Below are 21,396 nucleotides of genomic sequence, written 5' to 3' on the forward strand. Positions count from 1 at the left end.
CGATTTGAAATTTGAAATTTGAAATTTGAAATTTGAAATTTGAAATTTGAAATTTACTCGTAAATCCCCAAAACATCCTTCATTGTAAAAATACCTTTTTTATCCTTTAAAAATTCAGCAGCCAAAATTGCCCCCGCAGCAAAACCTTCGCGGCTGTGAGCTTCGTGTTTGAAGGAAATTGAATCGATTGGGGAATCGTATGAAATTATATGCGTTCCCTTTACATCCTCTTCTCTTTTTGCGGTGATCTGCAAACTATTTTCCTCGGAAGTATTAAGTTTCCAATCCTTTTTATCACTATGTTTTAAAATTCCTTCTGCAATGGTGATGGCCGTTCCGCTAGGTGCATCCTTCTTTTGGAGATGATGAATCTCCTCAACCGAAACATTGTATTCCTTCCACGGCGAAATCAATTTTGCGGCATATTCATTTATGGCAAAAAAAAGATTGACTCCCACGCTGAAGTTGGACGCCGTTATAAAACTTCCGTTACTATTTTCACAAAGCTTTACCATTTCAGGATATTTCTCGAGCCATCCGGTTGTACCCGAAACCACCGGAATTCCAGCTTTCAATGCCTTGGAAATATTTGTGACTGCAGCTTCGGGGGTAGAGAATTCAATGGCAACCTCGGCATCCTCAAAATTTCCTTCGGAAGAATTGCTGGTACTTTTGAAAACTACTGAATGTCCTTTTTCCAAAGCCAATTTTTCAATTGTCTTCCCCATTTTTCCGTAACCAAGCAGTGCTATTTTCATAATATTTTACTTAAAACGATACGTTAATGACATCCCGTACTGCGGTTTTGCATTAAACTGATTGTAATCAAAATTGGGTTGCAGGGAAAGATCTTCGCTCACTTCATATTGACGCAGATGTGCATCCACATTGGCATCTATCACATTTAGCAAGTAAAAGGCCACGGTAACTATGATGCTTATACTTTTGTTTTTTTCTGCGGATTTTTGAGCATTAATGAGTCTATCATCAGAGATGCCCTGAAATTCATCATCATCATAGCCGGCCAATCTTCGTTTGTAAGCATCGCGGAAACGGTCATATTCCTCATCCTGCTGTTTATAAAAGTAAATCCCGGCCGCCATTCCCGCATAAATAATAGGGATTTTCCAATACTTTTTATTGTAAACCTGCCCCAATCCGGGAACCACTGCAGAGTAAAATGCTGCCTTTGCGGGCGCCAATGGATTGTATTCCTCTTTTGGCAGAAGGGAATCGTTCAACACAATTACCCTTTCTTCCTTTTTTACCGTCAAGGAATCAGTGGTCTGCGCAAACAGCGCCGTGGCGAAGATTAAAAAAAAAATATTTAGGAAATTATTTCTCACCCTTTATAAGCTTCAAAATTCGTTCGAAGTCATCCTTATTTTTGAAAGGAACCACCAACTGCCCTTTTCCGGATTTTGAAACCTTTACCTCAACGGAAGTTTCAAAAATATCTGTCAATTCCTTTTTAGCTTTTTTGGCGAATGGTGGAGCGGCAGTCTTTTGAGGTGCGGTCTTTTGCCAGGGATTCTTATATTCGCGCACCAATGATTCGGTATCGCGAACGGAAAGATTTTGGCTTAAAATCTTTTCATAAATATCCAACTGATCGCTTAAATCGTCAATATTTATTAATGCTCGGCCGTGGCCCATACTTATAAAACCATCGCGCATTCCGGTTTGGATGATTGGATCCAACTTCAGTAAACGCAGATAATTGGCGATTGTGGAACGGTTTTTCCCTACGCGATCGCTCAATTCTTCTTGGGTTACGTTTATTTCCTCAATCAAACGTTGATAGGAAAGTGCAATTTCAATCGGGTCCAAATCCTGCCTTTGGATGTTTTCAACCAAAGCCATTTCCAAAGATTCTTGGTCATTCGCAATGCGAATGTATGCCGGAATGGTTTCCAGCCCAACCAATTTTGAAGCACGGAAACGGCGTTCGCCACTCACCAATTGATATTTGTTGAAATCTAATTTTCGAACGGTAATGGGCTGTATTACCCCCAATTCCCGAATGGAAGAAGCCAACTCCCGAAGCGATTCCTCATTGAAACTGGTTCGGGGCTGAAATGGGTTTACTTCAATACTGCCCAATTCCAATTCCACGATGCTGCCCACAACCTTGTCGGCATTTTTGTCCGCAACGGATTTTATATCATTGGAAGGATCTTTCAACAATGCTGAAAGTCCGCGGCCTAGGGCTTGTTTTTTGGTCGCTTTCGCCATTTATTCTCTTTCGTTTTTTTTGATTAATTCGTGCGCCAAACTTAAGTAGTTATCGGCGCCTTTGCTGGCCGCATCGTAACTGATAATGCTTTCGCCATAACTGGGCGCTTCACTTAAACGCACGTTGCGCTGAATGATTGTTTCAAAAACCATTTCGTCAAAATGTTTCTTCACCTCATCCACCACTTGATTTGAAAGGCGCAGGCGCTGATCGTACATCGTCAATAAAAGGCCTTCAATATCAAGATTTTCATTGTGTATTTTCTGGACACTTTTAATGGTATTCAAAAGTTTTCCCAACCCTTCCAACGCAAAATATTCGCATTGTATGGGAATGATCACAGAATCTGCCGCCGTAAGGGCATTTAAAGTCAACAATCCCAATGATGGCGCACAGTCTATAAGTATATAATCGTAATCTTCCTTCAAACCATCGAGCGCCTTTTTCAGCATGTATTCACGATTTTCCACATCAACCAACTCGATCTCGATCGCTACCAAATCTATGTGTGACGGAATTAATTCTAAATTGGGTGAATTGGTGGGAACAATCGCTTCCCGCGCTGTGGCGCTGTGCTCCAGTAATTGGTAGGTTCCAATTTCCACACCTTCAACATCAATTCCCAAACCGGAAGTGGCATTGGCCTGTGGATCTGCATCAATAAGTAAAACTTTTTTCTCCAAAACGCCCAAGGAGGCCGCTAAATTTACTGAGGTCGTGGTCTTGCCCACGCCTCCTTTTTGGTTTGCAATTGCAATTATTTTACCCATTAATTTGCTTGAAATTTTAGCAGTTAAAAGTACAATTAATTATGTGGAAAGAAAATCATTTTTGTTAACAGAAAATGAACATTGGATATAGGCTATAGGCTATAAGCTGTAAGCTTCAAGCTTTTTAATTGCCTATAGCCTAAAGCTTATAGCTTAAAGCAATTTATTTACCCTTCTTTTCGCGAATCATTGCCTCAAGCATATCCCACATTTGCTGTGGAACTTCTTCAAGCTGGTTCATTTGGCCGGCACCTTTTAACCATTCGCCGCCGTCTATAACCACTACTTCGCCATTGATATAAGCAGAAAAATCTGAAACTAAATAGGCTGCCAGATTTGCCAATTCTTGGTGTTCGCCCACACGTTTTACGGGTACTTTTTTTGCGGGATCGAATTTCTCCTTTAAATCGCCCGGCAGCAAACGGTCCCAAGCGCCTTTTGTGGGGAAAGGTCCCGGAGCTATTGCATTAAAACGGATTCCATATTTTGCCCACTCAACCGCCAATGAGCGCGTCATTGCCAAAACGCCAGCCTTTGCGGTGGCGCTGGGCACCACGTATGCAGAGCCGGTGAAAGCATAAGTTGTAACAATATTTAACACCGTTTTATTGGTTTCCTTTTTATCAATCCAATGTTTCCCAAAGGCGAGGGTGCAGTTTTTCGTTCCCTTCAAAACAATATCGATTATTGTGTCGAAAGCATTTGCCGATAGCCGTTCGGTGGGCGCAATGAAATTTCCCGCAGCGTTGTTCAAAAGCACATCCACTTTCCCGAATTCCTTTACGGAAGCCGCTACCATGGCCTCCACTTCATCATAATTTCGAACATCACACTGTACCGGCAAAACTTTGCCACCGGTTTCACTTTCCAATTCCTCCTTTACGGTCTGCAGTTTTTCTAAATTCCGCGAAGTGATTATCACATTGGCGCCAAGCTCCAGGAAATAAGTGGTCATTGCTTTTCCAAGGCCGCTTCCGCCGCCGGTAACTACTATCGTTTTTCCCTTTAATGCGCCGTCGCGAAGCATTTTTGCTGTATAATCCATACTATTTTTTTGAAACACAAAAATACATTAATTGCGCGACATCGCTATTTAAAACACCTTTTGATATATCTTTTGAAAGTCTTCGTTTTATTTTAAAGAACCGCCAATTCGCTGTTAAATAAATTTTAAACCCCCCAAGGCACCGCCCGCTTTTTTATAACTTCCCAAATATTGATTCCAAAAACCAACATTTTTACTACAATGAAGGCAATGGCCACCCCTGAAAAGGAACTACTTTTAAATGATTTGCAACCCGGAGAACGAACCATAATGGAACTGCCATTTGGGGGCTACCTCTTTTTGGAACACGATGTGCCTTTTTTGATCATTTACCGAAACATCCCAAATGATAAAGCCACCATTCGCTTGGCGCGGACGGGCGCTTCCTATTTGGTTATTGGCAAGGATAACTTTGATTATTTCAGGGAATTTATAAAAGAATTGACCGAAAAAATGAGTGCGCTCTTCGGCTCTTTCATTCTTATGGAAATTTATAGTGGTCCGAAAGAAAGCACCCAATTTATTATTCGCGGACCTTCGCACAAACTACCCGTATCCTTGGAAGTTTTAAGGGCGGAGCTGGATAAAATGGAAAGTCGAAGATACGGCGGACAACTAATTACCGCCAAAATTGAACAAACCAAACAACGACAACCGGAAACCCAACAGGCCTTTTGCAGTATCGAGGAAATAAAGGAATGCGGCGGAACCTTTATTGGCCTTGAGATTCCGCCGGTTTACAGAAATCCGGAAGGGGAGGTTTATCCGCTTTATTTCAGAAGATTTCAAAATGGATTTTCAAAGGCGGTCCATAAAGCGGTTTTTGAATTTATCCGCGTGCAAACCTCATCCGATATTGAAAGTTTTGCCGCCCTCGGCCGTAGAAAAATTCACGAGGAGGTTTTCAAAATAGATCGTGGGCTTACCGAAATTGAAAGCAGCTTTCAGTTTTTATTGTTGGTAGCGCCGGTGAATATTCAGGCTATGCGCGAATGCTTTTTTAAATCCAATTTTGAGAAATTGCTTGCCTATCACTATCGGCTCCTTCCCATTGATCCCGATATTCTAAAACGAAAACTCTATGATTTGCGCATCGATGAGATTGACGACCCCGCCATTTCATTTCTTTTTGACGAAAAACGAGAGGAAATAGATCAGCAATTAACCATGCTAAAGGAACGCGGAAGTAAGAATTTTTTCTATCGAAGTGTACGTCTTTACCAAGGTTTGGACAAGAATATAGTAAAGGAAGCGGAAATGATTCTTTCTTCTATTTCTGAAAATACATTGCAGGAAAAGGTAAAAACCTTGGATGCGAAAGCCTTCGCAAATTTGGCTATGGAAGAGTTTGATTTTTTCCGAACCCAAGCTCCAGATTATCAATGCCGCGTGCATATTCGGGAAGATGTAAACGTAATGATGGTTTCCAGGGGTGAACTCTATTTGCCGGAAGATTATACACTGACCGATTCGGAAGCTTCGGCATTAATACAACACGAGGTTGGCACTCACGCCCTCACTTTTTACAACGGAAGTCAACAGCCGCTGACGCAGCTTTCACAAGGGTTGGCAGATTATGATCCGTTGCAGGAAGGTATCGCGGTACTTTCGGAATATTTAATTGGTGGGCTTACGGGAAACAGACTTCGAACGTTGGCAGGGCGGGTTATTGCTGGGGAAGCGCTACTCAATGGGGCGGAGTTTAAGGAAGTGTTCCATTTGCTGTATGTAAAGCATGGATTCTCAAAAGAACCCGCATTCAATATTACGTCACGAATATTCCAAGGCGGCGGTTTTTTAAAGGACATTATTTATTTGAAAGGGCTTGTGGAGCTTCGGGATTATTTGCGGGACGGCGGCAATCTCGAGTTTCTGCTAGCGGGAAAATTTGCCTTAAAACATGTGCCAATGATAAAGGATTTGACGGCTCGGGGCCTGCTTCAGCCTCCAAAGATAAAACCCAGGTATTTGCAACAACTGGATTTTAAGGAACGAATGGCCAAAATGAGAAAGGGAATATCCCTTTGCGAAATGGTTTAAAATAAAATTGTTATCAAAAAAAAGAAAATTATAAACGAGAAAAACGGAACCATTGCAGTTCGTTTTCCTTTTTAAAACAAAGAAAAAATGAAAATATGTTTTGTAATAAGCGACATTAAAACCGAAACCTGTGGGACTACGGTTGTTATTTTAAAAAAGGCCCACGAACGCGGCCACCAAGTATATGTAATGAGCGTTGGGGATTTTATTTTCCATCGGGATAAAGATATTAGCTTGCGATGCAAAAAAATTCCCACCTCCGTGAAAGGAGACACTGTCGAGCAGTTTTGGGAACAGGTGCAGGATGATGCCCTTAAACCTAAACCCGTTGCCAGTGCCGATATGGACATACTTTTTCTTCGGAATAACCCCACCGAGGAAACTTCGGATAGGCATTGGGCCGAGCATAGTGGCATCGCCTTCGCCCGTATGATTCAGCAATCAGGGGTTTTGGTGTTGAATGATGCCTTCGCGATGAGCCACGCTTTTATCGATAAATTGTATTTTGAGGAACTTCCGGCAGAAATTAAACCCAACAGTTTAATAACCCGCAACAAGGAAGATTTATTGAAATTCTGGGAAAAGAACGGAAAAAAAATGGTGCTGAAACCCTTGGAAGGAAGCGGTGGCCAAGACGTATATTTAATTGACAAGGATAAGAAAAACCTGAACCAAATCGTGGAAACGCTGATTGCCAAAGGTTATATAATTGCTCAGGAATTTCTACCAAAAGTGAGCAAGGGTGATGTACGGGTGATTCTAATGAACGGAAAAATTTTGGAGGAAGATGGCCAAAAAGCAATTATAAGAAGAGTAAGCTCCGACAAAAGTGAATTTCGAAGTAACCTTTCCCTTGGGGCAAAGGCGCAGAAAGCAAAATTAACCCCGGAAATAGAAAAAATAGTTTCCCTAACCGCCCCAAAGCTTATTCGTGACGGACTCTTCTTCGTAGGCCTGGATATTGTGGATGACAAATTGATAGAAATAAATGTATTAAGTCCCGGAGGACTGGATTATTGTGAAAACATAGGCCTTCCCGCATTTACGGATACGGTAATCGATGCACTGGAACGTAAAATGGAATACCTAAAGTATTACAAAAAGAGCTTGAGCAATCGGGCATTGGCCACGATGGAATAGGAATTTTTTCTTCAACTGAATATGTTGCTAATTAATAATGAATAATGAACAATAAAATGATTGAAATACCACGCATTATTGGAGAATATAACAGCGATAAGCCCGGACCGCTTCTATTTGTAACAGCTGGAATACACGGAAACGAACCCAGTGGCATTGTTGCACTTACTAAAGTCTTAAAAATCCTCCATGAAGAAATACCAGAAATAAACGGCAAAATAGTTGGCGTCTCGGGAAACAGAAAAGCATTATTAAATAGCGTTCGATATATTGATGAAGACCTTAACCGAACGTGGACGGTTGAAAATATTGATTCCGAGAAAAAGGATTCACACGAAAAAAAGGAAATGTTCGAAATTATAGACGTGCTAAAAAAATATCCCGAACGCGATTTTACAAAACGCTATTTTTTGGATTGTCACACCACTTCCGCGGCGAGTGAGCCCTATATTTCAGTGCAGGAAAAAAATGATAATGACGATTGGGCGCATAAATTTCCCACGTACATCATCCGCGGATTTTCCGATATTGTTTTGGGCTGTATTGACCATTACGAAACTCGGATTGGCATCACCGGGTTTGTGTTTGAGGGGGGGCAGCACGATAGTGAAATTTCCGAAATAAACCACGAAGGAATGATTTGGTTAGCCCTGCAGCACGCTTGCGAATTAAATTTGAATTCCCTAAAAACCTATCCCGAAGCCGCCAAAATGTTGGAAGAACGAAATAACCGGAAAACCTTCGAAATAAAGTACCGCCATGGTTTGGAGGACGGCGACGAATTTAAAATGGAGCCAGGTTTCGGTAATTTTCAGCCCATTAAAAAAGGGCAACTTTTAGCCCACCAAAATGGAAAACCTATTTATAGCGAATGGGATGATTACATTTTTATGCCGCTGTATCAAAGCCAGGGAAATGATGGTTTTTTTGTGGTAGAGGAAGTCTAAATTATTCCGATTTCCAAAGGAGTTTTTGTGCGGTCCCGTGGTCGCCCAATTGATAAATACTCAAGGAGGCGGCGTTAAAATCAATGGATTTAAAAACATTTCGCTCTAAGCTGTCCAAGACTTTTTTGTCCGCAACGCCCAAACTTATATGTGGATCAAAATTCCTATAGCTGTATTTCTTGAGGAAATTAGGCACATAATTTAGTGTCGATTTACTGATCGGCGAACCGTCGGGGTTTGGTACAAAAGCATTCTCGGACGCATTTTTCTGCAGAAATGGTTTTACTTTTTCAATAACTTCTTCGTGAAGCTGCATCAATTTTTGGCTTTTTTCCACCGAAATCATAGCAAAACTTTTCGCCTCGTTTTTGGAATAGGAAAATTTTTCGGCGTTTAAATCCTCTTTTTTGATTGACTCAAAAACATCTTTAAGAACATTTTCAACTTTCGGCAAATCTTTTTCAAAAATAAAACCTTGTAGCAAGGTTATGTGTGGAATATGGTTTTCGTCAAGTTTTATTGTTTCTGGGTTATTATTATGTATTGCGGAATTGAGTTGAAGCGCCTGCGAATACATTTCTTCGGAAGGAACAATCAGCACATCTATGGCAATTTTTTCATTTTTCATGGTGTTGCAGGAATTGAAAGTAAACCCCATAAATATAATAAAGACGAAAAGAAATTGCTTCATAAAAACTTTATTCAACAATCATTTTTATTGTTTCTATGGCAGTGCCACTGTCTACTTTCAGCAAATAAATTCCGCTCGAGAGATTGTGATTCCAAAATAAATGTTGAGTTGGCTCATTCCATTCTTTTTGCATCAGTTTTTGGCCGGTAATACTGTAAACGGTGGTGGTAAACCTTTCGCCGCGAAAGTTTTTTCCGATAGAAATATTGATGGCATTCCCAACCGGATTTTGCGCCAAAACAAATTTACTGAATTGATTTTCACCAACAGAAACAACTCCATTTCTGATTTCATCCAAGGCAAATTGAGCGCTCGCGGCTGTGACGGTTACGTGGTTCTCATTTTCATTTGGAATATAAAAATTGACAAAGGGCGAATCGTTCAAATTTGGCGTGGCGTACCAATTGGGATTGTTTATGGCCAAAGCGCTCATCGTGGGAATAAAGGAATACAAATCCTGTTGCAGCGCCGCAATGAAATCTATCAAAATAGGATTTCCGCCGCCATCGCCCAACGCATCGCTAATGCTTCCGGTGCCACCGGGAGCGCTGTCCAATCCATCAGAATTACTTGGCGCAAGTGAGGTTGTTTGGTACGTACTGACTGGAAACCCCAGAAAATTCACGGTCACGTCAGTAACGGTGTTGGTTTGATTTGCCTCCGGGGTAAATTTCAACGCCACATCTACATCCGTAAAGGCATCGATTTCCAAATTGGTATCTACAATTGTCACGCCCGGGTTGCCTGTAGTAGTGCCGTTGCCGCTTCCGTTTATCATTGTAACGTTTCGAACATTATTGGGAAAGCCCAAACCATCAAGTTCAGCCTGAAATTCATTCCTAAAATTGGGCGCGCCCAGCGGCAAAACCTTTGTTGGGTCTTGCTCATACGTAGAACCCGCCAAAAGATGGCCGAGCAAATGGTCTACCAGCATTTCCTTTGCGGCCGGGGAGTTCAAAAGTTCATCCACCACTTGTTGCGCGGTGGCATCGCCCACTTGGTCTGCAAAATAGTTGATAAGATATTGTAGACTGATGGGAATATTAGCGCCCCGATGTGGTGCATCAAATGAAATATAAAGCCGCGTTTCCGAATCCAAACTGTTATTTTCCATATATGAAAGGGCGTATCGGGCAATGAGGCCACCCATACTTGGACCGAGTACTACAAGTTCGTTATCGCCAACTTTGTCGGCATTCAATTGCTGAATCATTGCTATCAAAACCATCGCGTTCCGCTGAATGTAATCGCCGCCGCCGTCAATATCCTTTCCGCCTGTGTTGTAAAGTGGAGCATTAAGTATAACGATATCAAAACCTTCCTCGCGCAGGATATCTGCAAGATTTTCTCCATCAAAACTTAAGCTTGCATAAAGTCCGGAAATATCACGGGAATCGCCAGGATCAAATCCATCGAGTATTATTATTGGTTTATCCAAAACGCCATCCACATTATCCACAAAAATTTCATACTCCCCTTCCCCAAAATAGGCTTGTGTTTCCTCATAACCCTGATAGGGAATGTTTGCCGTAATGGTTTCAACTGCTTGGCTTTCGGGATAAACCGCGTTTTCAGGAATATTTTGAAAGCGTATTTGGGCGAAGGTAAATTGGGCGGTGAGAATTAGAAGAAAAAGGTAAAGATTTTTCATTGTTAGCTAATTTATGTTTCGGAAAGGTAAATAAAAAATGATTATCCGCTGTTCGTGAAAAATTAGATGCAATTGAAAAATTATGTGTTTGGAACTATGAAACATGAACCATAATAATTTCCATTAAAGAATTTTGGAACTGTGAATTCTACTTCTCGCGATTTAAAATCTTGTATTCCTCATAACAACCGCTGATTGCGTCTAGAATTTGAAGATCGTTGGCGGTGCGAATGAAATCTTTTGAAAAACTGCACTTATTTAATATTTCATCAATATCTGCTCGTTCCAGTTGGAGCACGGCCATTAGGGTTTCGCGGTCATATTTGCTTTGCAGGAGGTTACGTATTTCATCGTCTTCCTTCATTTTCCGCAGTTTTTTCATTTGATTTGGCCTTTTTCCGAAGACATTATAAAGGAAATCCGCAGGGTTGAAAATGGAACTGAGAACTTTGCTAACAGCGCCCGGTTGGTTGCTTCCGCCTTCATAGCCCGTATTTAGGCCTGAAATTCTGTAACGATAGTTGTCATAGATAGGAATTAATTTTGCATCAATTTCAACATAACCCGTAAGTTGAACGGGCTTGATTACCACTTCTTCCAGGGCAATGCCCAGCTCGGTCATTTTTACCTTTATATCGCCAAACTTAAGCCAGTCATTGGTTACGCGAACGCGTATGGATTTAAACCCTAAATATGAGAAATATAAAGTATCATTTACCGCAGCCTTTATGGCGAATTCCCCTTTTTCGTTAGTAGTTGTCCCAACAACCTGATTGAGATTCACAATGTTAACATTTTCCAGAAGTTTGTCGTCCGCATCATTCATCACGGTTCCTTTGATGGTATTATTCTCTTGGGCAAAGGAATTTGCTGCGACGAAAATTAGGGCAATAAATAAAATAATCTTTTTCATAAACGGTTTTAATATACGGAAAAATTCACTGGAGAAAGATGTTCCTTTCCTTTTCAATTTTAGATTTCAATGTTTCCTTAACGCCGCCGAACCATTCATTTTTTAATATGCTGAGAAGGATGCTGTCTCGCCTTCCTTCGGGTGCTGCGCAGTTGTTTCTTAAAATTCCTTCCACTGTACAACCTATACTTTTCATGGCGGCAATGCTTCTTTCATTTTTTGCATCTGCCCTAAATTCTACACGCTCAACTCCTAAGTTTTCAAAAGCAAATTCAAGCATTAACATTTTGCATTGCTTGTTTAGTCCAGTTCCCTGAAATTCCTTACCGTACCAAGTGTAGCCCAATTGGACCGTGTTGTGGTATTTTTGAAAATCATAGAAACGGGTGCTTCCTGCAATTTGATTGGTGCGTTTGTCAAAAACAATAAAAGGGTAAGCAACTTCTTCCTTTCTGCTGGTTACGGCGGTATTTATGTAGGCTTTTAAGTTTTCCAAACCATTAGCTGGTTGGAGTGAATACTTCCAAAGTTCAGGCTGGTGTTCGGAAAAATGGAGTAGTTTATCAATATCTTGATAGTGCAATGGGTTAAGCCGCACGGTTTCATTTTCCAATATGTATTCCTGTAGAAAATTAAAGGTTTGCATAGGTATTAAAAAATACGGGCCTCATACAAAAGGCCCGTAAATATAATTATATAGTCGTTAATGTGGTGCTAAAGTTTAATTGGAGTATTTAATTTCCCCTGTATACTTTGCACATCTCCCAAAAACTAGCCATTCCGGCGGCGTCTGCCACCAGTACCTTTGGTTTCGGGGCGCTCATTAGTTCTTCTACTTTTGCCTTTAAAACTTGGCTTATCATTACTACTTGAACCGCTTCGTTTTTTAAAACTGCCTCGGCGTTCGCCACGGTCTCCTCCTCTATCGCCTCTGTCACCTCTATCTCCACGGTCATTTCTATCTCCACGGTCATTTCTATCGCCTCTTCTTCTGCCACGATCGCGCCCAGCACCACCACTGCTCTTGCCCTTGCTTCGGCCGGTATCTTTGGAAATTTCAATATTGATTTGGCGTCCGTCAAGTTTGAAATCCTTGAAAATGCCCATTACTAATTCTTCGTGCGTAGTATCTGTATTGAAAAAGGAGAAACTGTCCTTTACATCAACTTTATAAACATCGTCTTTTCCCAATTGCAACAAATCGCGAAGGAAATCTTTTAAACTCATCCAATCGAAATCGTCTTTATTGCCTATATTGATGAAATAACGAGTGCTATCCTTGGCCTCTTCATCAGAGAACTTGCGGTCACCACTTATATTTAAATCCTTGCTATTCTTATAATAATTCAAGAACCGAGTAAATTCTACTGAAAATACTTTCTTTATAAGTTCCTCTTTTGAAAAATCTGCCAATACCTCATTGATATTCGGAAGATATGGATCAATTTCATGATTTATGGCTGTATCCTTTATGCTATTTGCCAAATGGAACATTTGCACTTCACATATTTCCATACCAGAGGGAATTTCCTTTGCTATGAATTTCTTTTGGATCATCTTTTCAATAGTGTGGATTTTGCGCACCTCACTTTTTGAAACGATTACCATTGAAATACCCGTTTTACCGGCACGTCCGGTACGGCCGCTACGGTGGGTATATGTTTCAATTTCATCGGGCAGTTGGTAGTTTATTACGTGCGTAATATCATCTACATCTATTCCACGGGCTGCCACATCAGTTGCTACAAGCATTTGGATTTGGCGGGCTCGGAAAGATTTCATTACCAAATCGCGCTGATTCTGGCTCAAATCCCCGTGAAGGGCAGCTGCGTTGTAACCGTCTTCAATAAGTTGCTCGGCAACCTTTTGTGTGTCACGCTTGGTTCGGCAAAAAACCACAGAAAAGATATCTGGGTTTGCATCAGCCAAACGCTTCAGCGCATTATATCTATCGCGTGCGTTCACCAAATAATATTCGTGTGAAACTTGGTCCGAGCCTACGTTTTTTGTGCCTACCGTAATTTCTACCGGCGTGTGCATAAATTTTTTGGCAATGGTTGAGACCTCTTTCGGCATGGTGGCACTAAAAAGCCAGGTGCTCTTATCTTTCGGGGAATGTGAAAGAATATCGGTAATATCCTCATAAAAGCCCATGTTTAGCATTTCATCGGCCTCGTCGAGCACACAATATTCAATTTTTGAAATATCAACCAGACCACGGCCAATCATATCTTTCATCCGCCCGGGCGTTGCAACAATAATCTGTGAACCCTTTTTTATTTGTTTTGCTTGGTCGGTAATACTTGCGCCCCCGTATATTGCCGTCACATTCAGACCCGGCATATACTTGCCGTAGGCAATCATTTCATTTGTAATTTGTAAGCAAAGTTCGCGTGTTGGCGAAAGGATTAAACCTTGTGTTGTGCGACTGTTTACGTCAATTTTTTGCAACATGGGAAAACCGAATGCTGCTGTTTTTCCAGTCCCTGTCTGTGCTAAGGAAACCATATCGGTTTCGCGTTCTAAAAGAATTGGGATTGCTTTTTCTTGTACTTCCGAAGGAGTTTCAAAACCCATGTCGGCGATGGCTTTTAGAAGATGTTCTTCCAAGCCGAGTGCTTTAAATGCTGTCATTTTTAAAAATAAAGTTTTTATATGTGTGCTAATGGGAAGCTACTGGACATATAAAAAACGGACAGCTTCACTATAACACCCCTCACCCTGAGGGTTTATCTTGAAAACCCCATTTCATTGAACTGGAAATTTTCAAGGGCGCAAAAGTAATGTTTTATTTATGAATTACGATGTATGAATGGAGATTTATTTTAGTGGAAGTTTTTTGGTGGGTGGTTGACAAGTAAAAAATCTAAAATAGTGATTCATTTAGAAAGATAATCAATCAATTGGCGCATGGCTTTCCCTCGGTGACCTATTTCACTTTTTTGGGTTAGTGTCATTTCAGCAAAAGTTTTGTCGAAACCCCGTGGTTGAAAAATTGGATCATATCCAAAACCGGCATCTCCGCGCGGTTCATCAGTTATTTCCCCTTCACATATTCCCAGAAACATAATTTCCTCATGTTCCATATTCAGAGCGATGGCGGTTTTGAAACGGGCATTTCGATCTCTTATTCCTTCCAAATTCGTTAGCAATTTTTCCATATTAGCTTCCGCATTGTTCGAAGTTCCGGCATAGCGCGCGCTGTACACGCCGGGTTCGTTATCCAATGAGTTTACTTCCAATCCTGTGTCATCGGCAAAGCAGTTTATATTATATTTCGCTCGAACATAATCTGCCTTTAAAATCGCATTTCCTTCAATTGTTTCTGCGGTTTCGGGAATGTCTTCATTACAGCCGATATCGGTTAAACTCAGTAATTCAATATGGTTCGGCAGCATTGCTTTTACTTCAGTGAATTTATTTTTGTTGTGGGTGGCGAAGACTAGTTTCATTTTGATTTACTATTTGGAATTTGGAATTTCATTTTATTCTTTAGAATTTGTTGCCTGATTTTTTGGAACTTTCAAAACGTTCGATAATTTCATCCGAAGCCTTAATTGTTCTTTTCATCCATTCCATTTCAATATCAAGTTTTTCAGCGTCGGAAAGTTGCCAATTTATATCCGTTTGCTTCATTTTTGAAACCACACTTTGCAAAATAATTGCTGCTGAAACTGAAATATTCAGACTTTCAGTAAATCCGTACATGGGAATTTTTAGAAAACCGTCAGCCGCATCCATAACGATGTCGCTCAAACCATCACTTTCCTTTCCGAAGAAAAATGCGCTCTTTTTTGAGACGTCAAATTCATACAATAACGTGGAATCGTGATGTGGCGTGGTGGCTACTATTTGGTATCCGTCCCCTTTCAAAGTTTTTATGCATTCTTTTATTGAATTGTATCTTTTAAAATTGACCCATTTTTGGGCACCCATTGCAATTTCCTTGTCAATCCGTTTACTTACCTTTTCTTCCACCACATGCAAATCCTGAATCCCAAAAACATCGCAAGTGCGCATCACGGCGCTGGTGTTGTGCAATTGGTAAACATCTTCGGTAACTACCGTGAAGTGGCGCGTTCTTTCAGAAAGAACTTTTTTAAAAAGTTGTTTTCTGCGCTCGGTAAGGTACGTTTGGAGATATTGGAATAATGCTGGGTCCAAAATTGAAAAAGTTATTCGGTAATTGAGTTATTGGTTATTTGTCTAATTTGAATTTTCAATTCAATTTTGCTAATATAAAAGTTATTGCTTTAATTGATTCTTTTAATAATCTCCAATTTTAAATAATTTAGTAACCAATAATTCCTATAATGAAAATTGCAGTTTTAACAGGGGCCGGTGTAAGCGCGGAGAGCGGATTGAAAACTTTCAGGGATAGCGATGGCCTTTGGGAAGGACACGATGTAACTAAAGTGGCCACACCCGAAGGTTTTGCGGAAGATCCGGCATTGGTGTTGGAATTTTACAATCAACGCAGAAGACAGCTTTTAACCGTTAAGCCAAATGCCGCCCATATTGCTTTGGCAGCATTGGAAAAAAATCACGACGTAACAATTATTACCCAAAACGTGGACGATCTGCACGAGCGCGCGGGAAGCACAAAGGTAATCCATCTTCACGGGGAGCTTTTAAAAGCGCGTAGTTCCAAAGATGAAAATTTGATTATGGAATGGAAAAAAGATTTGAATGTTGGCGATTGTTGTGAGAACAACCACCAATTGCGCCCGCACATTGTTTGGTTCGGGGAAATGGTGCCAATGATTGAAGTTGCGGCAGAAGTTGTAGCGAATGCCAATGTTATAATTATTGTGGGAACATCCATGCAGGTGTATCCCGCGGCAGGTTTGGTGCAATATGCCCAAGAGGATGCCAAGATTTATTTTATAGACCCGAAACCGAGCATTTCCGAAACCAAAAGAATTAAGGTATTTGCCCAAAACGCCTCTACAGGCGTTCCAAAAGTTGTTGAACTATTAAAATAGGAACCCATGCTTCCATTGGATTTAAAAGAAAAATTAATGGAGGTTGACAGCAGCCGCAACAAAAGACTTGAAATTGCAGCTTGGATTGTAAAAAAACCTCATTATGTGCGAGAAACCCTTCAATGGTGTTTCAAACCAGAAAGTGAACTTTTAGTTCCTGCTGCCTACGTGTTGGAATTTATCTGTAAAAATAAGCCGCAAATTTTCTTTAAGTATATGCACTTATTTTTTGATGAACTTCCAAATATCAAAAATGATTCGGCATTGCGCTGCTGCGCCAATATTTGCGAAATGCTGTGCTATAAACACTATATGATGAAATACACTTATTTCAGAGATATATTAAGCAAATCTGAAAGAAAAATAATGACAGAGTGTTGTTTTGACTGGCTTATTACTGATCAAAAAGTGGCCTGTCAAGCACCAGCCATGTCGGCGCTTTATTATTTGGGAAGGGACAAATGGAACGATTGGATTTATCCGGAACTAAAAAACATACTCACCGAAAATGCGCCAAGTAAAAGTGCGGGCTATCAAGCCCGGGCGCGGAAAATTCTTAAAAAGATTTCATAAAAAATTTATTCCATTAAATAAATTCACGGCTACAATCTATCGCTTTCCTGCCCTTTAAAAGATTTCTATTGCCGTAAAAACCCCTTAATAATGACGCATTTACACCTGTAATTCATTGAATATGTACGCTAAATTTGTTCAAAGCCAAACAATTTTTAGAATGCAGCAATTCAATTTTAAAGAGGGTAAAAATTTAATGTATGTGGCAGCACGAGCTTTCCCCGATGATATTTTTCTGGCCCATCAGGAATTGCATTCCCTTGTGAGAGTTAAAACGAATCGCGAATATTTCGGGATAGCATTCGCCGATAAAAATGGAAAAATCCAATATAAAGCGGCAGTTACCGAAATTTTTAAAGGCGAGGCAGCAGTTTTAGGAATGGAAACTTGTTTATTGAAAAAAGGAAATTATCCCTCCATTTCCATTCCTTCAACTAATACAGATGTTTCTGAGGCGGAAAAATCTTTTATAATCTTGCTTATAGATCCTTCGAAAAATAATATCAATGTAACACCATGGGATAGAACAGCTGAAATTTTCAAATAAAAAATTTAAACCACCTCAAAAACAGAGTTTTAAAAAATTTTTAGACTTAAATTTAGGCTTCGGGAAAAAACAAAATTAAAAGCGAAATAATATGACAACAGAATATTGGTTAAACCTTCCCATTAAAGACTTGAAGCGATCCAAAAAATTTTTCACGGAAATCGGTTTCGTCTTTAACCCAAACAGGGAAAGTGATACGATGGCTTCACTTATGGTTGGCAAAGCTCCTATGCCCATAATGCTTTTTGAGCAAACAGAATTTGAAAGGGTTGTTCAAAGTAAAATTGCTGATACCGAAAAAGGAGCAGAAATCATAATTTCATTCAATGCCGAAACTAAAACGGAAGTAGATGAAATGGCAAAAAAAGTGAAAAAAGCCGGCGGTGATGTGTTCACCGAACCCTCGGATATTCAGGGTTGGATGTACAATGTTTCCTTTAAAGATCCCGATGGCCATCGTTGGAATATGCTTTATATGGATAGGGAAAAAATGCCGCGATAATGAAAGGCGAAAAATTAGAAAATATTGACGCTTATATTTCAACATTTAGCGAGGAAATACAACTAATTCTAACTTCGATAAGAAAAAGAATAAATAGTATAGCGCCAAAAGCCGAAGAGAGCATGAGTTACGGAATGCCTGCATTTAAGTTGAATGGCAAGCCGTTGATATATTTTGGTGGCTATAAAAACCATATCGGTTTCTATGCACTTCCGTCTGGAAACGTGGCATTTAAAAAGGAACTTGCCAATTACAAAACAGGAAAAGGCTCAATACAGTTCCCGCTGGAAAAACCGATGCCTTGGAAACTGATAGAGAAAATCGTAAAATTTAGAATGGAAGAAATTCAATCAAAAAATTAAAAATAGTACCTATGAAAACACTAACCTTTGAGATAAAAATTGATGCGCCCGCAGCTAAAGTTTGGCAGGCATTATGGAATGACAAAAACTATCGGGAGTGGACAGCCGTTTTTATGAAAGGATCGCATGCCGTTAGCGATTGGGAAGAAGGAAGCTCCATCAAGTTTTTAGGTCCTTCCGGCGAAGGAATGTACAGCAAAATAGAAAGAAAAATAGTTAACAAACAAATGACCTTCCGCCATTTGGGTTCTGTACAGGATGGAAAAGAAATACCAAATTCCGAATGGACCGATAGCATCGAGGAATATGTACTTGAAGAAAAAAACGGCAAAACAACACTGAAGGCTTCAGTCCAAACTTTGGAGAATTATGCCGAAATGTTTAACGAAGCCTTTCCCGAAGCGCTTAAAATTGTAAAGAAAATTTCAGAAAAACCATAGATTATGTTACAAAACTCAAAAGCATTCAGCAGCTATTCAGTTGACGATATTAAAAAGGCAAAGGATTTTTACCAAAATCTTTTAGGTTTAGATGTGAAGGAAGATCCGATGGGGTATATGGAAATTCATTTTTCCAGCGGCAACACTATATTATTATACCCAAAACCAGACCATGCCCCGGCATCATTTACGGTTCTCAATTTCCCCGTTGCGGATATTGATAAAACCGTGGACGCCCTCACTGAAAAAGGACTTGTATTCCTTCAATACGAACATCCCATCAAAACGGACAGAAAGGGAATATCCCGGGATAACGAAGGTCCAAAAATTGCGTGGTTTAAAGACCCGGCCGGGAATATTCTATCGATTTTAGAAATATAAATTATCTATTGAATTTATAATATTCCAGATAATGATGGGGCGTATTGTTGATAGAGTGCATTATTGCATCCATTCCCATTACGCTGAAAGTTATTCCGTTGCCGCCAAATCCTAAAATATAATGTTCATTTTTATGCGCGTCCGGCTTCCCGAAATAGGGTAAACCATCCTTTGTTTCACCGAAAGTTCCCGCCCAGGAATAATCCGTGATAAATGGAAAATCTGGAAAACATTTTTCAAAACTTTTAGCTAATTCCCGCTCTTTTTTCGGCAGTATTGCATCACGAAGGGTTGCATTTCTGAAATCTTTGTCTCCCCCGCCCATCAAAATCCTATTGTCGTGAGTACCTCTGAAATATAAATACGGCGAATCAGTATTCCAAAAGATTCGGTCCTTAAAGGGTTTTGGAAGGGTTTCGTAAGCCTCCGATATGATGGCATAAGTACTTTTTAGGTTAGCTATTTTTTCTGAAATGGTTCGAGTGCTTTCATAACCCGTACAGTGAACAATGTGCTGGGCGGAGATGGTCATTCCATTTTCGAGATAGGCAACGGTGCTACTTTTTTCGGTTTTTATTTTTTCAACGCCCGTTCTATCATACACTTGCAGTCCCCTATCGCTGCAATATTTCAGTATATCATTGGCCAGCACAAATACATCCAAGGTTGCACCCGATTTGGATTCAATGGCGCCATAAGCCTTTAAACCCATTAATGCCAGCTCTTCCTCGGAAAGCCATTTTACATTGAAGCCGTGATCCTTGCGTGATTGGAATTCTTGCTTTAAAAATTCCACATCTTTTTTCGTAGAAGTAAAATAAACGCTTTTCACATATTTAAAACCACATTCACTGCCCACTTCGGAAGCTACCTTTTTTATTTCCCGGATTGCCTTTTCCCCACTTTGATAACTGGAAACCGCACAAGTTAAACCTACTTGCTCAATCAATCTGTGCAGCGGAACATCAATTTCATATTGCAGAAGCGATGTACTTGCCGCAGTACTGCCATTGCAAATATCCCGTTTGTCAACCATTACAACTTGTTTTCCTTCGCCTAAAAGTTTATAAGCCATGAGCGCCCCGGTGATTCCCGCGCCAATTATCAGCACATCCGCAGTAATGGATGTTTGTAATGAAGGATAACTTTGCGGAAGGGAATTTTTAATTAACCAAAACGGTTCATTGGAACGTATGTCCATAAATCTTTTTCGGAAATTTATAAAAAACTATTCATTGGGCATTCATTCAAAATTATATTTATTTAAAACGAAGAATTAAAAAAATCTTAAAGCCACAACTTTACAAGTTAAACACTTCTTAATTAAGATATTTCTATGACTTTGTTATTTGCTTTAAAAGTATTTTAGTGGAAATTAAAATAAAAAACTATGAAAACTACACACGAAAATGCGAAAGAACAAAATCACGACAAATTGGTAGATAACCTTCAGGGTCTGTTGGAGAAAAACTATGATGCCGAAAAAGGATTTACTAAGGCCATGAAAGATGCCAAAAATCCAAGGTTGAAAAGCTTTTTGCAACAACAAGCTGCGCAAAGAAGCCGATTTACCACTGAACTTACACAAGCAATAAGAAATCTGAATGAAGAGCCTAAGGAAAGTGGAAGCTTCACTGGCGACCTTCATAGATTATGGATAGACATTAAGAGTAGTGTTGCTGGAAACGAAGATGAAGCGGTTTTGGAAGAATGCATTCGAGGGGAAAAAGCGAGTTGGGAAGAATATCAAGAAAAACTTAAGAATGAAAATTTCCCTCCAAATATTTCCCAAGTTGTACAGAAGCAGGCAACAGAAATCCATAACACGCTCAATCGTGTAAAGACTTTGGAAGATTTAGCTGATCAATAAAATTTTTTCCGAAAATCTGGAAATTAATAAATGATAAAGCCCTGAAACGGAAATGTTTTCAGGGCTTTTTAATTTACTAAAATTAATATCATTGCTGATTTTCCATTTAAAAAAAGCTTCAGAAAGAATATAGATAATAAAAATCGACCTCAGAAAGAACCTGAGGTCGATTATTTTTATATTAAAATATTTTAAACTCTTATCTGAGTTACTCTTTAATCAAGCGCTTAACAGTGCTTGCACTATCACCAATTATCTGTACCATGTAAACTCCGGATGCAAGTGATGAAACATCAACAGCCT

The 21,396-nt window shown here is 39.9% G+C and carries 25 protein-coding genes; 11 read left to right on the forward strand and 14 right to left on the reverse strand.

Annotation, left to right across the window (positions count from 1 at the left end):
• Window positions 1–53: 53 nt before the first annotated feature.
• The 5 genes from dapB to QRD02_RS07500 all read right to left on the reverse strand — a co-directional run bounded on the left by dapB (window position 54) and on the right by QRD02_RS07500 (window position 4,051).
• Entirely contained in the window at window positions 54–758 is a 705-nt protein-coding gene (gene dapB, locus QRD02_RS07480; protein WP_290254310.1) for a 4-hydroxy-tetrahydrodipicolinate reductase, read from the reverse strand.
• 6 nt (window positions 759–764) lie between these two features.
• The gene (locus tag QRD02_RS07485) at window positions 765–1,346 is read right to left on the reverse strand and encodes a DUF5683 domain-containing protein (protein ID WP_290254311.1); all 582 of its coding nucleotides are present in this window, start codon (window positions 1,344–1,346) and stop codon (window positions 765–767) included.
• The gene (locus QRD02_RS07490) at window positions 1,336–2,235 is read right to left on the reverse strand and encodes a ParB/RepB/Spo0J family partition protein (RefSeq protein WP_290254312.1); all 900 of its coding nucleotides are present in this window, start codon (window positions 2,233–2,235) and stop codon (window positions 1,336–1,338) included. The genes QRD02_RS07485 and QRD02_RS07490 overlap by 11 nt, the downstream gene beginning before the upstream one ends.
• Window positions 2,236–3,006 (reverse strand): ParA family protein, encoded by a 771-nt coding sequence (locus QRD02_RS07495; protein ID WP_290254313.1) that lies wholly within the window; start codon window positions 3,004–3,006, stop codon window positions 2,236–2,238. It lies immediately after the preceding gene.
• 163 nt (window positions 3,007–3,169) lie between these two features.
• Window positions 3,170–4,051 carry an SDR family oxidoreductase gene (locus QRD02_RS07500; protein WP_290254314.1) on the reverse strand — a complete coding sequence of 294 codons (882 nt, stop codon included), beginning with the start codon at window positions 4,049–4,051 and terminating at the stop codon, window positions 3,170–3,172.
• Window positions 4,052–4,222: 171 nt separating this feature from the next.
• On the opposite strand from QRD02_RS07500, the gene QRD02_RS07505 reads away from it, so the two are divergent.
• The 3 genes from QRD02_RS07505 (at window position 4,223) to QRD02_RS07515 (ending at window position 8,178) form a co-directional block, all read left to right on the forward strand.
• Window positions 4,223–6,091, forward strand: a complete 1,869-nt coding sequence (locus QRD02_RS07505) for a peptidase MATCAP family protein (RefSeq protein ID WP_290254315.1) — start codon at window positions 4,223–4,225, stop codon at window positions 6,089–6,091.
• An 87-nt stretch (window positions 6,092–6,178) separates the two neighbouring features.
• Window positions 6,179–7,231: an ATP-grasp domain-containing protein gene (locus QRD02_RS07510; protein WP_290254316.1), complete on the forward strand. Its 1,053-nt coding sequence runs from the start codon at window positions 6,179–6,181 to the stop codon at window positions 7,229–7,231.
• 44 nt (window positions 7,232–7,275) lie between these two features.
• On the forward strand, window positions 7,276–8,178 hold the full coding sequence (locus QRD02_RS07515) for a M14 family metallopeptidase (RefSeq protein WP_290254317.1): 903 nt from the start codon (window positions 7,276–7,278) through the stop codon (window positions 8,176–8,178).
• A gap of 1 nt (window position 8,179) precedes the next feature.
• Here the strand turns inward: QRD02_RS07515 and QRD02_RS07520 are convergent, their stop codons facing one another.
• The 7 genes from QRD02_RS07520 to QRD02_RS07550 all read right to left on the reverse strand — a co-directional run bounded on the left by QRD02_RS07520 (window position 8,180) and on the right by QRD02_RS07550 (window position 15,600).
• A complete protein-coding gene (locus QRD02_RS07520; protein WP_290254318.1) occupies window positions 8,180–8,869 on the reverse strand; it encodes a 2'-5' RNA ligase family protein in 690 nt (229 codons plus the stop codon).
• A gap of 7 nt (window positions 8,870–8,876) precedes the next feature.
• Window positions 8,877–10,520, reverse strand: a complete 1,644-nt coding sequence (locus tag QRD02_RS07525; RefSeq protein ID WP_290254319.1) for a T9SS type A sorting domain-containing protein — start codon at window positions 10,518–10,520, stop codon at window positions 8,877–8,879.
• 148 nt (window positions 10,521–10,668) lie between these two features.
• On the reverse strand, window positions 10,669–11,433 hold the full coding sequence (locus QRD02_RS07530; protein WP_290254320.1) for a carboxypeptidase-like regulatory domain-containing protein: 765 nt from the start codon (window positions 11,431–11,433) through the stop codon (window positions 10,669–10,671).
• A 25-nt stretch (window positions 11,434–11,458) separates the two neighbouring features.
• Window positions 11,459–12,079, reverse strand: coding sequence for a GNAT family N-acetyltransferase (locus QRD02_RS07535; RefSeq protein ID WP_290254321.1), 621 nt, complete (start codon window positions 12,077–12,079; stop codon window positions 11,459–11,461).
• Window positions 12,080–12,204: 125 nt separating this feature from the next.
• Window positions 12,205–14,067, reverse strand: a complete 1,863-nt coding sequence (locus QRD02_RS07540; RefSeq protein ID WP_290254322.1) for a DEAD/DEAH box helicase — start codon at window positions 14,065–14,067, stop codon at window positions 12,205–12,207.
• 245 nt (window positions 14,068–14,312) lie between these two features.
• Window positions 14,313–14,885 carry a non-canonical purine NTP diphosphatase gene (locus QRD02_RS07545; protein ID WP_290254323.1) on the reverse strand — a complete coding sequence of 191 codons (573 nt, stop codon included), beginning with the start codon at window positions 14,883–14,885 and terminating at the stop codon, window positions 14,313–14,315.
• Between the two features lie 40 nt (window positions 14,886–14,925).
• On the reverse strand, window positions 14,926–15,600 hold the full coding sequence (locus QRD02_RS07550) for a TrmH family RNA methyltransferase (protein WP_290254338.1): 675 nt from the start codon (window positions 15,598–15,600) through the stop codon (window positions 14,926–14,928).
• 143 nt (window positions 15,601–15,743) lie between these two features.
• On the opposite strand from QRD02_RS07550, the gene QRD02_RS07555 reads away from it, so the two are divergent.
• From QRD02_RS07555 to QRD02_RS07585, 7 genes are all read left to right on the forward strand, one after another.
• Complete coding sequence (locus QRD02_RS07555; protein WP_290254339.1) at window positions 15,744–16,418, forward strand: SIR2 family NAD-dependent protein deacylase; 675 nt, start codon at window positions 15,744–15,746, stop codon at window positions 16,416–16,418.
• Window positions 16,419–16,424: 6 nt separating this feature from the next.
• Window positions 16,425–16,991 carry an adenylosuccinate lyase gene (locus tag QRD02_RS07560; RefSeq protein WP_290254324.1) on the forward strand — a complete coding sequence of 189 codons (567 nt, stop codon included), beginning with the start codon at window positions 16,425–16,427 and terminating at the stop codon, window positions 16,989–16,991.
• Between the two features lie 160 nt (window positions 16,992–17,151).
• The gene (locus QRD02_RS07565) at window positions 17,152–17,538 is read left to right on the forward strand and encodes a hypothetical protein (protein ID WP_290254325.1); all 387 of its coding nucleotides are present in this window, start codon (window positions 17,152–17,154) and stop codon (window positions 17,536–17,538) included.
• A 91-nt stretch (window positions 17,539–17,629) separates the two neighbouring features.
• Complete coding sequence (locus tag QRD02_RS07570; protein ID WP_290254326.1) at window positions 17,630–18,040, forward strand: VOC family protein; 411 nt, start codon at window positions 17,630–17,632, stop codon at window positions 18,038–18,040.
• Entirely contained in the window at window positions 18,040–18,402 is a 363-nt protein-coding gene (locus QRD02_RS07575) for an iron chaperone (RefSeq protein WP_290254327.1), read from the forward strand. Before QRD02_RS07570 ends, QRD02_RS07575 begins: the two co-directional genes overlap by 1 nt.
• 11 nt (window positions 18,403–18,413) lie before the next feature.
• On the forward strand, window positions 18,414–18,842 hold the full coding sequence (locus QRD02_RS07580; RefSeq protein WP_290254328.1) for an SRPBCC family protein: 429 nt from the start codon (window positions 18,414–18,416) through the stop codon (window positions 18,840–18,842).
• A gap of 3 nt (window positions 18,843–18,845) precedes the next feature.
• The gene (locus QRD02_RS07585; protein ID WP_290254329.1) at window positions 18,846–19,223 is read left to right on the forward strand and encodes a VOC family protein; all 378 of its coding nucleotides are present in this window, start codon (window positions 18,846–18,848) and stop codon (window positions 19,221–19,223) included.
• 1 nt (window position 19,224) lies between these two features.
• Here QRD02_RS07585 and QRD02_RS07590 read toward each other — a convergent pair whose 3' ends face one another.
• Window positions 19,225–20,424: an NAD(P)/FAD-dependent oxidoreductase gene (locus QRD02_RS07590; RefSeq protein ID WP_290254330.1), complete on the reverse strand. Its 1,200-nt coding sequence runs from the start codon at window positions 20,422–20,424 to the stop codon at window positions 19,225–19,227.
• Between the two features lie 189 nt (window positions 20,425–20,613).
• Here QRD02_RS07590 and QRD02_RS07595 point away from each other — a divergent pair, with 189 nt between their 5' ends.
• Window positions 20,614–21,093: a ferritin-like domain-containing protein gene (locus QRD02_RS07595; protein ID WP_290254331.1), complete on the forward strand. Its 480-nt coding sequence runs from the start codon at window positions 20,614–20,616 to the stop codon at window positions 21,091–21,093.
• A gap of 208 nt (window positions 21,094–21,301) precedes the next feature.
• On the opposite strand, the gene QRD02_RS14410 is transcribed toward QRD02_RS07595, so the two are convergent.
• The coding region (locus tag QRD02_RS14410; RefSeq protein WP_353959573.1) for a T9SS type A sorting domain-containing protein at window positions 21,302–21,396 on the reverse strand (95 nt) is incomplete at its 5' end.

This window comes from Aequorivita aurantiaca (assembly GCF_030410135.1).
GTDB classification, from domain to species: Bacteria; Bacteroidota; Bacteroidia; order Flavobacteriales; family Flavobacteriaceae; genus Aequorivita; species Aequorivita aurantiaca.

Coding starts and splice junctions, on each gene's coding strand:
- dapB (WP_290254310.1), bottom strand. CDS start 758: ATGAAAATAGCACTGCTTGGTTACGGAAAAATGGGGAAGACAATTGAA.
- QRD02_RS07490 (WP_290254312.1), bottom strand. CDS start 2,235: ATGGCGAAAGCGACCAAAAAACAAGCCCTAGGCCGCGGACTTTCAGCA.
- QRD02_RS07495 (WP_290254313.1), bottom strand. CDS start 3,006: ATGGGTAAAATAATTGCAATTGCAAACCAAAAAGGAGGCGTGGGCAAG.
- QRD02_RS07500 (WP_290254314.1), bottom strand. CDS start 4,051: ATGGATTATACAGCAAAAATGCTTCGCGACGGCGCATTAAAGGGAAAA.
- QRD02_RS07510 (WP_290254316.1), top strand. CDS start 6,179: ATGAAAATATGTTTTGTAATAAGCGACATTAAAACCGAAACCTGTGGG.
- QRD02_RS07515 (WP_290254317.1), top strand. CDS start 7,276: ATGAACAATAAAATGATTGAAATACCACGCATTATTGGAGAATATAAC.
- QRD02_RS07520 (WP_290254318.1), bottom strand. CDS start 8,869: ATGAAGCAATTTCTTTTCGTCTTTATTATATTTATGGGGTTTACTTTC.
- QRD02_RS07525 (WP_290254319.1), bottom strand. CDS start 10,520: ATGAAAAATCTTTACCTTTTTCTTCTAATTCTCACCGCCCAATTTACC.
- QRD02_RS07530 (WP_290254320.1), bottom strand. CDS start 11,433: ATGAAAAAGATTATTTTATTTATTGCCCTAATTTTCGTCGCAGCAAAT.
- QRD02_RS07535 (WP_290254321.1), bottom strand. CDS start 12,079: ATGCAAACCTTTAATTTTCTACAGGAATACATATTGGAAAATGAAACC.
- QRD02_RS07540 (WP_290254322.1), bottom strand. CDS start 14,067: ATGACAGCATTTAAAGCACTCGGCTTGGAAGAACATCTTCTAAAAGCC.
- QRD02_RS07545 (WP_290254323.1), bottom strand. CDS start 14,885: ATGAAACTAGTCTTCGCCACCCACAACAAAAATAAATTCACTGAAGTA.
- QRD02_RS07560 (WP_290254324.1), top strand. CDS start 16,425: ATGCTTCCATTGGATTTAAAAGAAAAATTAATGGAGGTTGACAGCAGC.
- QRD02_RS07565 (WP_290254325.1), top strand. CDS start 17,152: ATGCAGCAATTCAATTTTAAAGAGGGTAAAAATTTAATGTATGTGGCA.
- QRD02_RS07570 (WP_290254326.1), top strand. CDS start 17,630: ATGACAACAGAATATTGGTTAAACCTTCCCATTAAAGACTTGAAGCGA.
- QRD02_RS07575 (WP_290254327.1), top strand. CDS start 18,040: ATGAAAGGCGAAAAATTAGAAAATATTGACGCTTATATTTCAACATTT.
- QRD02_RS07580 (WP_290254328.1), top strand. CDS start 18,414: ATGAAAACACTAACCTTTGAGATAAAAATTGATGCGCCCGCAGCTAAA.
- QRD02_RS07585 (WP_290254329.1), top strand. CDS start 18,846: ATGTTACAAAACTCAAAAGCATTCAGCAGCTATTCAGTTGACGATATT.
- QRD02_RS07590 (WP_290254330.1), bottom strand. CDS start 20,424: ATGGACATACGTTCCAATGAACCGTTTTGGTTAATTAAAAATTCCCTT.
- QRD02_RS07595 (WP_290254331.1), top strand. CDS start 20,614: ATGAAAACTACACACGAAAATGCGAAAGAACAAAATCACGACAAATTG.